Consider the following 13,325-nt stretch of genomic DNA (forward strand, 5'->3'; position numbering starts at 1 on the left):
GACCGGCATGGATCCCGGTGCGTTGCACGAGTTGCGCGTGGTGGAAGCCGAGCTCAACGAACGCTGGCCGGAGACCAAGATCGAGCCGTCGCTGGACCGCATCCGCGCGCTCACCGACCTGCTCGCCGAACCGCAGACCAGCTATCCGGTCGTGCAGATCGCGGGCACCAACGGCAAGTCGTCCACGACGCGCATCATCGACGCGCTGCTGACCGGGCTCGAACTGCGCACCGGTCGCTACACCAGCCCGCACCTGCAGCTCGCGACCGAGCGCATCGGTGTCGACGGCGCCCCGATCAGTCCCGCCGGGTACGTCGAGGCGTACCGCGACGTCGCTCCCTACGTGTCCATCGTGGACTCCCGGAGCGACGTCAAGATGAGCAAGTTCGAGGTGCTCACCGGCATGGCCTACGCCGCGTTCGCCGACGCCCCGGTCGACGCCGGTGTCGTGGAGGTCGGGCTCGGCGGCAGCTGGGACGCCACCAACGTCGTCGACGCCAAGATCGCGGTGATCTGCCCGGTCGCGCTGGACCACGCCGAGTACCTCGGCACCGACCTCGCCGGGATCGGCCGGGAGAAGGCCGGGATCATCAAGCCCGACTCGGTCGTGGTCATGGCCTCCCAGCCCGTCGAGGCGCAGCAGGAGATCATGAACCGGATCGCCGAGGTCGACGCGACCGTGGCGCGCGAGGGCCAGGAGTTCGGCGTGCTGGAGCGGACCGTCGCGGTCGGCGGCCAGCTGCTGAAGCTGCAGGGCCTCGGCGGCGTCTACGACGAGATCTTCCTGCCGCTGCACGGCGAGCACCAGGCCCGCAACGCGGCACTCGCGCTGGCCGCTGTCGAGGCGTTCTTCGGCGCCGGTGCCGATCGGCAGCTGGACGTGGAGCGGATCCGCGCCGGATTCGCCTCGGTCCTCGTGCCCGGCAGGCTGGAGCGCGTGCGAGCCGCACCGACGGTGCTCGTCGACGCCGCCCACAACCCGCACGGCACCCGGGCGCTGGCTGACGCGCTGAGCTCGGAGTTCAGCTTCCGCAAGCTCGTCGCCGTGGTCGGCGTGCTGGGCGACAAGGACGCGCGCGGCATTCTGGCCGAGCTGGAACCGGTCGTGGAGGAGCTGGTGCTGACCCGCAACTCCTCGCCGCGCTCGCTGGACCCGGACGAGCTGGCGGGCATCGCGCTCGACATCTTCGGGCAGGACCGGATCATGGTCGAGCCCAGGCTGGACAACGCGGTCGAGCAGGCGATCCAGCTGGCGGAGGAGACCGACGACCCCGGCGAGTCGGTGTCCGGCGGTGGTGTCGTGATCACCGGATCCGTGGTGACCGCGGGAGAGGCCCGCGCCCTGTTCGGCAAGGAGCCCGCGTGAACGAGACGGGAGCGGTCGTGGCCGAGGAATCCGAGCCCGAGAAGGGCCTGCCGGAGGCGCCGGAAGGCGTGCGGGACCCGTGGAAGGGCCTGCGCGGCATCATGGCGGCCACCCTGGCGCTGGAGTTCATCACGTTCCTGCTGGCGCTGCCGGTGGTGTGGAAGTTCGGCGCGGGGGTCTCCAGCGCCGGCTTCGTGATCGTCATCGTGCTCTCGGTGCTGATGCTGGCCGCGGCCTTCGTGCAGCGCCGCCCCTGGGGGCTGGGATTCGCGCTGGCCCTGCAGGCGGCCATGATCCTGTGCGCCTTCATCCACCCGTCGATCGGCATCATGGGCGCGATCTTCGCGCTGATCTGGGCCTACGTCCTCCACCTGCGCAAGGACATAGCCAAGCGCATGCGCGAGGGCCGGCTCTACGACCAACTCGGCCACCCCCCAGGCCACCCCGAGGGCACCGACTGACCCAGGTGGTCCCCAATTTCTTAAGTATTTGGACGTCACCCGAGTGAACGTCAAATACTTAAGAAATTGGGGACCACCACCCGGTCAGGTGAGGTCGATGACTGCTCGGCCGAGGATCTCGCTGCGGTTTAGGGCGTCGAAGGCGTCCTGGACCTTCTCGAAGGGGTAGCGGCGGCTGATGGCGTCCTGCGGGCGGAGCTGGCCCCGGGCGACCAGGTCGAGCAGGACCGGCATGTCCCGGCGGGGTTTGGCGCCGTAGGAGCCCTTGATCTGGAGCTTGCGCCTGGCGATGGTGGCGAGGTCGAACTCGCCGGTCGTGCCCCGAGCGGCGATGCCGACGACCACGACCTGGCCGCCTTCGACGACCGAGTCCCTGGCGACGTTGAACGTCGGGACCGCGCCCAGCGCCTCGAACGCGACGTCCACACCGCGGCCGCCGGTGAGCTCGCGGATGACCGCAGGCGCGTCCACCTCTGACGAGTTCACCGTGTGCGTGGCGCCGAGCTGGCGGGCGGCTTCGAGCTTGTCCTCGCTGATGTCCACCGCGATGATCGTCGACGCGCCGAACACCGCCGCCAGCTGGATCAGGGCCGAGCCCACTCCACCTGCGGCCACCACCGCTACGGTGTCGCCGACCTGCACGTTCGCCGCGTGCCGGAGCGCGCCGTAGGCGGTCATCGTCGAGCACCCGACCGAGGCCACGTCCGAGAGCTCGACCCCGTCGGGAACCCGGTACACCGAGGTCGCGGGCGTCACGCAGCGCTCGGCCAGCCCGCCCTGCGAGTACATCCACACCGGCTCGCCGCCGCTGCGGTGCAACCGGGTGTCGTCGTCGTAGAGCTTGCCCTGACCGCGGTTGAACCGGAAGAACCTCTCGCAGATCTCCTCGTTGCCGCGGGAGCACTGCCCGCACTGGCCGCACGGCATGATGAAGCTGGTCACGACCGGATCGCCCACCGACAGCCCGCTCACGCCGGAGCCAAGCTCGGAGATCACGCCGGCGACCTCGTGGCCGAGCACGGCCGGGGTCGGGAACGGCAGCTCGCCCTTCATCACGTGGAGGTCGCTGTGGCAGGCACCGCAGGAGCGCACGTCGATGGCGACCTCACCGGCCCTCGGCGTCGGATCTCCCAGCTGCTCGATCCGCAACGGTGCGTTGGCGGCGGTGTGCACGGCGGCGCGCATCGTGACCTCCTCGTCAGACCGGCCAGTCGGTTTCTCCGGCCGTGAAGCTAGCCGTCCGACGGGCTGCGCACCAGGGCCCGCGCGGAGGCTGGATCTGCACACCGAAGTTTCACCTGCTCGTTCACCTGTGGTGAGCGCGGCGCGGCCTGGCCGGGCTAGAACCGGGGCATGACCCCCGAGAACCTGTCCCGCCGCGAGCTGCTGCGCCGCGGAGCCACCGGCGCCGGCCTGATGGCCGCGGGCGCGCTGCTGCCGGGCACCGCCTTCGCCCGTTCCGGACGTCCGGTGCTGACCCACGGCGTCCAGCTCGGCGATCCGCGCCCGGACGGAGCCGTGGTGTGGACGCGGGCCGACCGCCCGTCCCGGATGTTCGTCGAGATCTCCGCCCGCGAGGACTTCCGCGACGCCCTGCGCGTTCCGGGGCCGGTCCTGACACCTGACACGGACGGCACCGGTGAGCTGCGGCTCTCCGGCCTCCCGTCAGGTCATGAGGTGCACTACCGGGTCACCGCGGAGGACCTGGACGGCAGGGTCGTCAGCGAGGGCCTGACCGGCAGCTTCCGGACCGTGCCGCAGGACCGCCGCGACGTGCGGTTCCTGTGGTCCGGGGACGTGGTCGGCCAGGGCTGGGGCATCAACCCGGACATCGGCGGCATGACGATCTACCGCGCGATGGCCGACCGCGAACCGGACTTCTTCCTGCACAGCGGGGACACCGTCTACGCCGACGGACCCGTGGAGGAGTCGGTGGCGTTGCCCGACGGCCGGGTCTGGCGCAACGTCGTCACCCCGGAGAAGGCCAAGGTCGCCGAGAGCCTCGCCGAGTACCGGGGCCAGTTCGCCTACAACCTGCTCGACGAGAACGTGCGCGCGTTCGCCGCGCGCGTCCCGCAGCTGATCCAGTGGGACGACCACGAGGTCACCAACAACTGGTACCCGGGCGAGGTCCTCGACGACGACGCCTACACCGAGAAGCGCGTCGACGTGCTGGCCGAGCGCGCGTTCCAGGCGTTCCACGAGTGGCAGCCGATCCGCAGGCAGGACGCCGTCGACGGGCGGGTCTACCGGAAGGTCTCGCACGGACCGCTGCTGGACGTGTTCGTGCTGGACATGCGCAGCTATCGCGACCCGAACTCCGCGGGAACCGCGCCGGAGCGCATCCTCGGCGACGAGCAGGCCCGCTGGCTGGTCCGCGAGCTGTCCGCGTCGCGGGCGACCTGGAAGGTCATCGCCTCCGACATGCCGATCGGCGTCATCGTCCCGGACGGGGACAAGATCGAGGGCGTCGCCAACGGGCTGCCGGGCGCCCCCAACGGCCGCGAGTCCGAGCTGGCGCGGGTGCTGCAGGAGATCAGCCGCCGGCAGGTCCGCAACGTCGTCTGGCTGACCGCCGACGTGCACTACTCGGCCGCGATCAACTACTCGCCGCAGCGCGCCGCGTTCACCGGCTTCGACGAGTTCTGGGAGTTCGTCTCCGGGCCGCTCAACGCGGGCGCCTTCGGCCCCAACGACCTCGACCCGACCTTCGGGCCGGAGATGGCCTTCGTCAGCGCCCCCGCTCGCCAGGGCGCGTCGCCGATGGAGGGCTTCCAGCACTTCGGCGAGGTCACCATCGACGGCACCACGGGACGGCTCACCGTCGACCTCCGCGATCAGCGAGGCGCCGCTCTCTGGAGCAAGACCCTCGAACCCCGCCCCTGAGCCCACCGATCCCGTTCGGGAGGCGTGATCGATTCGAGCCCCGGGTATAAGGGCTTCACCTGCGTCGATACGCTTGCGGTCAAATCGGGCGCTGGGATCTCTGCGCCTGGCGCAACCGTGATGTGAGGAGAGAGAACGTGAGCGAGCGCACTCTGGTGCTGGTCAAGCCCGACGGCGTCGAGCGGGGCCTCGTGGGCGAGGTGATCAGCCGGATCGAGCGCAAGGGCCTGAAGCTGGTCGCGCTGGAGCTCAAGAACGTCGACCGCCAGCTCGCCGAGCAGCACTACGCCGAGCACGACGGCAAGCCGTTCTTCGAGAGCCTGATCGAGTTCATCACCGGCGGCCCGGTCGTGGCGGCCTGCGTCGAGGGACCGAAGGCCATCGCGGCGTTCCGGCAGCTGGCCGGCGGCACCGACCCGGTCGACAAGGCCGCCCCGGGTTCGATCCGCGGCGACTTCGGCCTGGAGGTCCAGTACAACCTGGTCCACGGCTCGGACTCGACGGAGTCCGCCGCCCGTGAGCTCAAGCTCTGGTTCCCCGAGCTGAACGCCTGACGCTGGACGTCCCTGGTGGGGGTGGGGAAGTTTTCATGAAAACTTCCCCACCCACCCCACCACCCACAAGGGGCCACCCACCACGCGTGTGCAGGCGGCGAGGGTGGGTTGTTCGCCCCCGGTCGGCGTCCCGCCGGGGCACCTCTACCCTGGTCGGGTGGCTGCGGAGTCCGTTTTCGACAGGTTGGAGCCCCTGCTGGCTCGGGTGTCCAAGCCCGTGCAGTACGTGGGCGGCGAGCTCAACTCGACCGTGAAGGCGTGGGAGGACACCACCGTCCGGTGGTGCCTGATGTACCCCGACGCCTACGAGGTGGGGCTGCCCAACCAGGGCGTCCAGATCCTCTACGAGGTCCTCAACGAGCAGCCCGACGTGCTCGCCGAGCGCGCCTACGCGATCTGGCCGGATCTCGAAGAGCTGATGCGCGAGAACGGGATCCCGCAGTTCACCGTGGACGCGCACCGCCCGGTGGGCGACTTCGACCTCTTCGGCATCAGCTTCGCCACCGAGCTCGGCTACACCAACCTGCTCGGCGCGCTGGACCTGGCCGGAATCCCGCTGCACGCGGTGGACCGCACCGACGACCACCCGATCGTGCTGGCCGGTGGGCACGCCGCGTTCAACCCCGAGCCGATCGCCGACTTCCTCGACGCGGCGGTGCTGGGCGACGGTGAGGAAGCGGTCCTGGAGATCACCGAGGCCGTCCGACGCTGGAAGAACGAGGGCCGCCCGGGTGGTCGCGACGAGCTGCTGCTGCGGCTTGCCGAGTCCGGCGGCGTCTACGTCCCCAAGTTCTACGACGTCGGCTACGCCGAGGACGGCGGCATCGCCGAGGTCGTGCCCAACCAGGAGCGCGCCCCCTACCGGGTGTTCAAGCGCACCACCATGGAGCTCGACGACTGGCCGTACCCCAAGCAGCCGCTGGTCCCGCTCGCCGAGAGCGTGCACGAGCGGATGAGCGTGGAGATCTTCCGCGGCTGCACCCGCGGCTGCCGCTTCTGCCAGGCCGGGATGATCACCCGCCCGGTCCGCGAGCGCTCCATCGAGGGCATCGGCGAGATGGTGCAGCGTGGCCTGGAGAACACCGGGTTCGAGGAGGTCGGCCTGCTGTCGCTGTCCTCGGCCGACCACTCCGAGATCGCCGAGGTCACCAAGGGCCTCGCCGACCGCTACGAGGGCACCAACACCGGTCTGTCGCTGCCGTCGACCCGGGTCGACGCCTTCAACATCGACCTGGCCAACGAGCTGTCCCGCAACGGCCGCCGCTCCGGGCTCACCTTCGCGCCCGAAGGCGGCAGCGAGCGGATCCGCCGCGTGATCAACAAGATGGTCTCCGAGGAAGATCTGATCCGCACCGTTTCGGCGGCCTTCGCCAACGGCTGGCGGCAGGTCAAGCTGTACTTCATGTGCGGTCTGCCGACCGAGGAGGACACCGACGTCCTGCAGATCGCCGAGATGGCCAAGGAGGTCATCCGCGCTGGTCGCGCGGCGTCCGGGCGCAAGGACATCCGGTGCACGATCTCCATCGGCGGGTTCGTGCCCAAGCCGCACACCCCGTTCCAGTGGGCTTCGCAGACCGACCCGGAGACCGTCGACGACCGGCTGCGCAAGCTGCGCGAGGCGATCAACACCGACCGCTCGCTGGGCCGCAACATCGGCATGCGCTACCACGACGGCAAGCCCTCGCTGATCGAAGGACTGCTCTCCCGCGGTGACCGCCGCCTGGGCCGGGTCATCGAGCGGGTGTGGCGCGAGGGCGGCCGCTTCGACGGCTGGAACGAGCACTTCTCCTACGAGCGCTGGGTCGACTGCGCGGAGGCCGAGCTCGCCCAGGTGGGCGTCGACCTGGCCTGGTTCACCACCCGCGAGCGGACCGAGCACGAGATCCTGCCGTGGGACCACCTGGACTCCGGGCTGGACAAGGAGTGGCTGTGGGCGGACTGGCAGGACGCCCTGGAAGCCCGCGAGCAGGACGACTGCCGGTGGACCCCGTGCTTCGACTGCGGTGTGTGCCCGACGATGGGCACCGACATCGAGGTCGGCCCGACCGGGCGAAACCTGCTGCCGATCTCGCCGGTCGGCCAGGGCTCTCCGGTGCGGAACTCGGCGTTCACCAACGGCTGACCTGCGTGTTCGTGCGCGAACATGCGGTTGGGCACGAACGTGCGTGAAACCCTCGGCCGGGTACGGTCTGGGTCGAAAAACTTCCCGCTGGGTGTTGTCACCTCGCGGTTGAGCAAGCAAGCATCGGCATCGTGAGCGGTCCTGGGGGACCGGCGATGGCGATCATGGTCGGGGAGGCATTCTGAGTCGGAGAGATCATCCCAATCCTTCGGCGCCGCCGGTGCAGAAGCTGCGCCTGCGCTACGCCAAGAGGGGGAGGCTGCGGTTCACCTCGCACCGCGACGTGGCGCGCACGTTCGAGCGCGCGCTGCGCCGGGCCGGAGTCCCGATGGCCTACTCCCAGGGCTTCAGCCCGCACCCCAAGGTGTCCTGGGCCGGAGCCGTGCCCACCGGTGTGTCCAGCGAGGCGGAGTACGTCGAGCTGCAGTTGGTCGAGCACGTCGAGCCCGAGGCCCTGCGCACCGAGCTGGACGCCGCTCTGCCCGACGGCATCGACCTCATCGAGGCCGTCGAGGCGCGTCCGGGTCCGCTCGCGGACCGGCTCCAGGTCAGCAGGTGGCGCCTCGACCTGCCCGGCACGGACGTGTCCGAGCTGCGCAGGGCGACCGACCAGCTGATGGCCGCGGACAGCGCGCTGGTCGAGCGGATGACCAAGGACGGCCGTCGTACCATCGACGCTCGTGCCGCGCTGCTCGATGCGGAGGTGTTCGAGGGCCCTCGGCCGATTGCGCAGCGTGATCAAAAACGCGACGCGACCGCCCGGGTGGACGATTGGCCCGAGGCGTCCGCACCGTATGGGATACTCGTAACGGTCGTGCGGCAGACAACACCCGTCGTACGGCCCGACGACGTACTGAGCGCCCTGCGTGTCGTCGCCGGTCTGGCACCGTCGGCCGCCACGAGCGCGACCCGGCTGGAACAGGGTCGGCTCGATGACGGGGGAGGCATTGCCGACCCGTTGGCCCAGGACTCAGGCGGCGACCGGACTCCGGCGGGAGAGCCCGCGGTCGGGTGACGGACGTTGTGACGTCGTCGACCCGCCGTACGGCTTCCCGGCCTGCAGGTCCGGGGCGGAGGGACCACGAAGAATTGCCGTCGCCCGCGGGCGGCGGAAACTAAAAGATCGCACATGCCTCTGTGCGGCCGCGTCCACCGGACGCGCCCGGGGGCGGAGGAGCTGGATGTTGAACATGGACACGCCCGCTGGGAACAACGCCAGCGGGCAATCGCCCACACCCACCCAGGATGCGCAGGGCACCATCGAGTTGCCCGCGAAGCTCAGGGTGCACGCGCTCGCCAAGCTGCTGGGAGCCAGCAGCCGGGAGATCATCAAGGCGCTGGACGAGCTCGGTGAGCCGGTCCGCAGCGCTCAGTCGAACATCAACCGGGACCTGGCCCTGCGCGTCGTGCAGTCGCTGAACCCGGAGCTGGTCGCCGACGACGGTGAGGACGCGGCCGAGGCCGCCCCGGCTGCCGAGCAGCAGGATTCCGCGCCCCAGGCGTCGGGCAAGCCCGATGCCGAGGCGCCTGCGCCGGAGAAGAGCGCCGCGGTGCCCGCCGCGGACTTCGCGCCCGCTCCGGCCGGATCGGAATCGCAGGACCCCTCGGCCGGGCTGACGCCGGCGTTCGCCGCTCCGGAGGCCATGTTCCTGGCCCCGCAGGCGTCGGCGCCGAACAAGGCCGACAAGCCGAAGCCGGAGCCCGAGGCCGCCCCGGCCGAGAAGGCCGCCGAGCCCGCAGCCGAGCCTCAGACCACGTCCGACGACGATCAGGACGAGTCCGCCGACGACGGCGACGACGACTCCGGTGACGCCGGCAGCCGCCGCCGTCGCCGTCGGGGCCGTCGTGGCCGCGGGCGCGGTCGCGGTGCCGACTCCGACAACGAGTCCGGTGCCGAGGACGGCTCCGAGAGCACCCAGCCGGAGGCCACCAAGACCGAGTCCGGCGAGAGCTCCGAGGAGTCCGAGGAGCAGTCCTCCGAGTCGGACGGCCAGTCCGAGGGGAGCCGTCGGCGTCGTCGGCGTCGTCGCCGCAAGGGCTCGTCGGACGACGAGAGCGGTAGCCGCGAGGACGACCCGCCGAACACCGTCGTGCACGTCCGCGAGTCCGCGCCCGAGTCCTCCCGGCAGGACTCCAGCGACGACGAGGTCCGCTCGGTCAAGGGTTCGACCCGCCTGGAGGCCAAGCGCCAGCGCCGCCGGGACGGCCGCGAGGCCGGTCGTCGCCGCGCGCCGGTGCTCTCCGAGTCGGAGTTCCTGGCCCGCCGCGAGTCGGTGGACCGCAAGATGGTGGTCCGCCAGAGCGGGGACCAGACCCAGATCGCGGTCCTCGAGGACAACGTCCTCGTAGAGAACTTCGTGACCTCGTCGGGCACGGGTTCGCTGGTCGGCAACGTCTACCTGGGACGCGTGCAGAACGTGCTGCCCAGCATGGAGGCCGCCTTCGTCGACATCGGCCGGGGCCGCAACGCGGTCCTCTACGCCGGTGAGGTCGACTGGGACGCCGCCGGGCTGGCGGGCAAGGCCCGTCGCATCGAGCAGGCCCTGCAGACCGGCGACAGCGTCCTGGTGCAGGTCACCAAGGACCCGATCGGCCACAAGGGCGCGCGCCTGACCACCCAGATCAGCCTGCCGGGCCGGTTCCTGGTCTACGTGCCGGGCGGCGGCGCCACCGGCATCAGCCGCAAGTTGCCCGACACCGAGCGCAAGCGCCTCAAGGAGATCCTCAAGCGGATCGTCCCGGAGAACGCGGGCGTCATCATCCGCACCGCCTCCGAGGGCACCAGCGAGGACGCCCTCGATCGCGACGTGCGGCGGCTGCAGGCGCAGTGGGAGGTCATCAAGGAGAAGGCCGAGACCCCCGGCGCGAACGCCCCGCAGCTGCTCTACGAGGAGCCCGACCTGCTGATCAAGGTCGTTCGCGACCTGTTCACCGAGGACTTCTCGTCGATGACCGTCCAGGGCAACGATGCGTGGGAGACCATCGAGGCCTACGTCCAGCACGTGGCGCCCGACCTGGCGCCGCGGCTGGAGAAGCACGTCGGCAAGAACGACGTCTTCCACGAGAAGCGGATCAACGAGCAGATCTCCAAGGCGCTGGACCGCAAGGTCTGGCTGCCCTCCGGCGGTTACCTGGTCATCGACCGCACCGAGGCCATGACGGTGATCGACGTCAACACCGGCAAGTTCACCGGCTCCGGGGGCAACCTGGAGGAGACGGTCACCCGCAACAACCTGGAAGCCGCGGAGGAGATCGTCCGCCAGCTCCGGTTGCGCGACATCGGCGGCATCATCGTCATCGACTTCATCGACATGGTGCTGGAGGCCAACCGGGACCTGGTGCTGCGCAGGCTCACCGAGTGCCTGGGCCGGGACCGCACCCGTCACCAGGTGGCCGAGGTGACCTCGCTCGGCCTGGTGCAGATGACCCGCAAGCGCGTGGGCACCGGCCTGCTCGAGGCCTACAGCAGCACCTGCGAGCACTGCCGCGGGCGTGGCCTGATGGTCTCCACCGAGCCGATCAACCACCAGCACGGCAACGGCGGCGGCAACAACGGCCAGAGCGGTGGTGGCAACGGCGGTGGCCGGCGCAACCGCAACCGCGGCAAGCAGCAGGACGCCGAGCAGCAGGCCACGGAGTCGAAGAACGGGCAGAAGTCCGAGGCCAAGCAGGACTCCAAGTCCGAGTCCAAGGGCGAGGCCAAGCAGGAGCCGAAGCAGGAGCCGAAGTCGGAGACCAAGGCTGAGGCGAAGTCCGAGGCCAAGTCCGAGGAGCGCAAGCCGGAGCCTGCTCCGACCGAGCCGAAGCAGGCTGAGCCGAAGCAGGACACCAAGCAGGCCGAGACCAAGCAGGCCGAGACCAAGCAGGACATCAAGCAGGCCGAGACCAAGCCGGCCGAGCCCGCTCAGGTCGAGCCGGTTGCCGAGTCGAAGCCTCAGGTCAGCGAGACCCCGGCCGCGCCCCAGCCGGTCGAGGCGAAGCCGGAGCCGGCCGAGCCCCAGGCCGAGTCCAACGGAACCCGGCCGCGCCGCAAGGCCGTCCGGTCCGCGGGGAGCGCGGGCGCCCCGGTCCAGCCGCTCGTGGTGTCCAAGCCCGAGCAGCCGCAGTCGACCGGGGACGGTCTGGCGGACATCGAGCCGGCGACTCCGGTCCGCCGGACGCGTCGCCGCGCGGTCTCCCGTCCGTCCGGTCCGCCGGTCGAGGACTGACCTGATCAACACCGGAAATGGCCGATCCGTTCAAGAACGGGTCGGCCATTTCCGCTTAACGTCGGTGGCATGACACGTTGCACACCGCAGCGCTTGGCCGCCGCCGAGCGCTTCATCTGGCTCACGGCCCGCGTGCTGGAGCAGCGCCGCTTCGAGCACCTCCACGCGGAGGGGTCGGCGGACGCGGTCCGGACCGCGCTGGAGGCCTACCGCTGCGCCGATGGCGGCTACGGATACGGCCTGGAACCCGACGTGCGCGGACCGATCAGCCAGCCGCTGCAGACCTGGACGGCGCTGACGATCCTGGACGAGGTCGGGCGCTGCGCCGAGGCCGCACCGGCCGTCTGCGACCACCTCAGCACCATCACCCGCCCTGACGGCGGCGTTCCCGGCGGCGACGTGCGGCTCGGTGACTACCCGCACGCGCCGTGGATCCCGGTGGTCGAGGAGCCCGCGGGGAACCTGCTGTCGACGGCGCTGCTGGCCGGGGTCCTGCACAAGAACTCGGTCGCGCATCCGTGGTTGTCGGGCGCGACCGAGTTCTGCTGGAAGAACATCGACGCGCTCACCGGGACCCATCCGTACGAGGCGATCGCCGCGATGGCGTTCCTCGACCACGTGCCGGAGCGGGAACGGGCCGTCGAAGCCGCGGAGCGCATCGGCGGGTTGATCCGCGAGGCCGGCTACGTGCTGCTCGATCCTGAGCGGCCGGAGCTGGCGCGGGTGGCGCCCGGCTACGCCTCCGGCGAGATCCCCGGGGTGTGCGACTACGCGGCGAGCCCATCGGGGCTGGCCCGGCGGTGGTTCAGCGACTCGGAGCTGGAGCGGGGTCTGGATCACTTGGCGGCGCAGCAGCAGGAGGACGGCGGTTGGCCGATCCACTGGCTGGAGTGGTCGCCGAGCACGGCGCTGGAGGGCAGGCCGCGGGTCACGCTCGACGCGCTGCGCGTCCTGAGCGCCTACGACGAGGCCTGACCTCGGACGAAGTCGGCCCGCGGCGTCGTGCCGGCGAGTCGGCGGAACTCCCTGGTGAGGTGGGCCTGGTCGGCGTACCCGCAGCGGTGGGCGAGGTCGGCGAGGCGGTGCCCGCCGCCGCTGCGGACCGCTCGCTGGAAGCGCAGCACGCTCACCAGCGCGTGCGGTCCGTACCCGGCCGCGTCACCGATCCGGCGTCGCAACTGCCGCTCGGACATGCCGATCCGGACCGCGAGGCCGCTGATCGACGGCGGTCGCGGATCGTCCAGGGCGGCCACCGCGGCCGCGGTGGCGCGGTCGGGCTCCCACTCGGTGAGCCGTTCCCGCGCGAACCCCTCCAGCAGCGCGGGTGCCAGCGCGGGGCGTTCGGCGATGGCCTCGGCGAGATCCCGCGCCCGGGAGCCCCACAGCTCGGTGGCGTCGATCTGGGAGTTCTGGGCTTCGGCTGCGGGGATGCCGAGCAGGAGCCGGGCTCGTCCGGGCCGGGCGCGGATGCCGAAGATCGGTGTCCCGGCGAGCGAGGACGTCCAGGGCCGGGTGTCGGGTCCCACGACCTCGATCCGGCCGGCGCGCCAGATCAGGTCCACGCAGCCGTCGGGCACGACGAGCTGCGATCCCGCGGCGACCGCGTTCTCGTGCCCCCACAAGCACGAGACGAAGCCCCGCAGCCCAACCGAAGGCGACGACTCCCAATACCCCACTACCCCAGTATGCGACGCCCACACGACACCCGACCCGAACCCCACGACCCAG

The 13,325-nt window shown here is 70.8% G+C and carries 10 protein-coding genes; 8 read left to right on the forward strand and 2 right to left on the reverse strand.

What is annotated here, in order from left to right; all coding sequences use genetic code 11:
- The first annotated feature begins 7 nt into the window (after window positions 1-7).
- Together folC and ACYVF3_RS27140 are read left to right on the forward strand one after the other, a co-directional pair.
- On the forward strand, window positions 8-1,366 hold the full coding sequence (gene folC / locus ACYVF3_RS27135; protein WP_461157131.1) for a bifunctional tetrahydrofolate synthase/dihydrofolate synthase: 1,359 nt from the start codon (window positions 8-10) through the stop codon (window positions 1,364-1,366).
- Window positions 1,363-1,827, forward strand: coding sequence for a DUF4233 domain-containing protein (locus tag ACYVF3_RS27140; RefSeq protein ID WP_461157091.1), 465 nt, complete (start codon window positions 1,363-1,365; stop codon window positions 1,825-1,827). The genes folC and ACYVF3_RS27140 overlap by 4 nt, the downstream gene beginning before the upstream one ends.
- Window positions 1,828-1,911: 84 nt before the next feature.
- On the opposite strand, the gene ACYVF3_RS27145 is transcribed toward ACYVF3_RS27140, so the two are convergent.
- A complete protein-coding gene (locus ACYVF3_RS27145) occupies window positions 1,912-3,012 on the reverse strand; it encodes a zinc-binding dehydrogenase (RefSeq protein ID WP_461157092.1) in 1,101 nt (366 codons plus the stop codon).
- Between the two features lie 168 nt (window positions 3,013-3,180).
- Here ACYVF3_RS27145 and ACYVF3_RS27150 point away from each other — a divergent pair, with 168 nt between their 5' ends.
- The 6 genes from ACYVF3_RS27150 to ACYVF3_RS27175 all read left to right on the forward strand — a co-directional run bounded on the left by ACYVF3_RS27150 (window position 3,181) and on the right by ACYVF3_RS27175 (window position 12,572).
- Window positions 3,181-4,713: an alkaline phosphatase D family protein gene (locus ACYVF3_RS27150; RefSeq protein WP_461157093.1), complete on the forward strand. Its 1,533-nt coding sequence runs from the start codon at window positions 3,181-3,183 to the stop codon at window positions 4,711-4,713.
- A gap of 137 nt (window positions 4,714-4,850) precedes the next feature.
- A complete protein-coding gene (gene ndk / locus ACYVF3_RS27155) occupies window positions 4,851-5,267 on the forward strand; it encodes a nucleoside-diphosphate kinase (protein WP_461157094.1) in 417 nt (138 codons plus the stop codon).
- A gap of 157 nt (window positions 5,268-5,424) precedes the next feature.
- A complete protein-coding gene (locus ACYVF3_RS27160) occupies window positions 5,425-7,389 on the forward strand; it encodes a TIGR03960 family B12-binding radical SAM protein (protein WP_461157095.1) in 1,965 nt (654 codons plus the stop codon).
- A 220-nt stretch (window positions 7,390-7,609) separates the two neighbouring features.
- Window positions 7,610-8,404, forward strand: a complete 795-nt coding sequence (locus ACYVF3_RS27165) for a TIGR03936 family radical SAM-associated protein (protein WP_461157096.1) — start codon at window positions 7,610-7,612, stop codon at window positions 8,402-8,404.
- Window positions 8,405-8,570: 166 nt separating this feature from the next.
- Window positions 8,571-11,597 (forward strand): translation initiation factor IF-2 N-terminal domain-containing protein, encoded by a 3,027-nt coding sequence (locus ACYVF3_RS27170; protein ID WP_461157097.1) that lies wholly within the window; start codon window positions 8,571-8,573, stop codon window positions 11,595-11,597.
- Window positions 11,598-11,666: 69 nt separating this feature from the next.
- Complete coding sequence (locus ACYVF3_RS27175) at window positions 11,667-12,572, forward strand: hypothetical protein (RefSeq protein ID WP_461157098.1); 906 nt, start codon at window positions 11,667-11,669, stop codon at window positions 12,570-12,572.
- Here the strand turns inward: ACYVF3_RS27175 and ACYVF3_RS27180 are convergent.
- Window positions 12,557-13,318, reverse strand: a complete 762-nt coding sequence (locus tag ACYVF3_RS27180) for a helix-turn-helix domain-containing protein (protein ID WP_461157132.1) — start codon at window positions 13,316-13,318, stop codon at window positions 12,557-12,559. The genes ACYVF3_RS27175 and ACYVF3_RS27180 overlap by 16 nt on opposite strands.
- Window positions 13,319-13,325: the final 7 nt, after the last annotated feature.

The organism is Saccharopolyspora tripterygii (genome assembly GCF_054778355.1).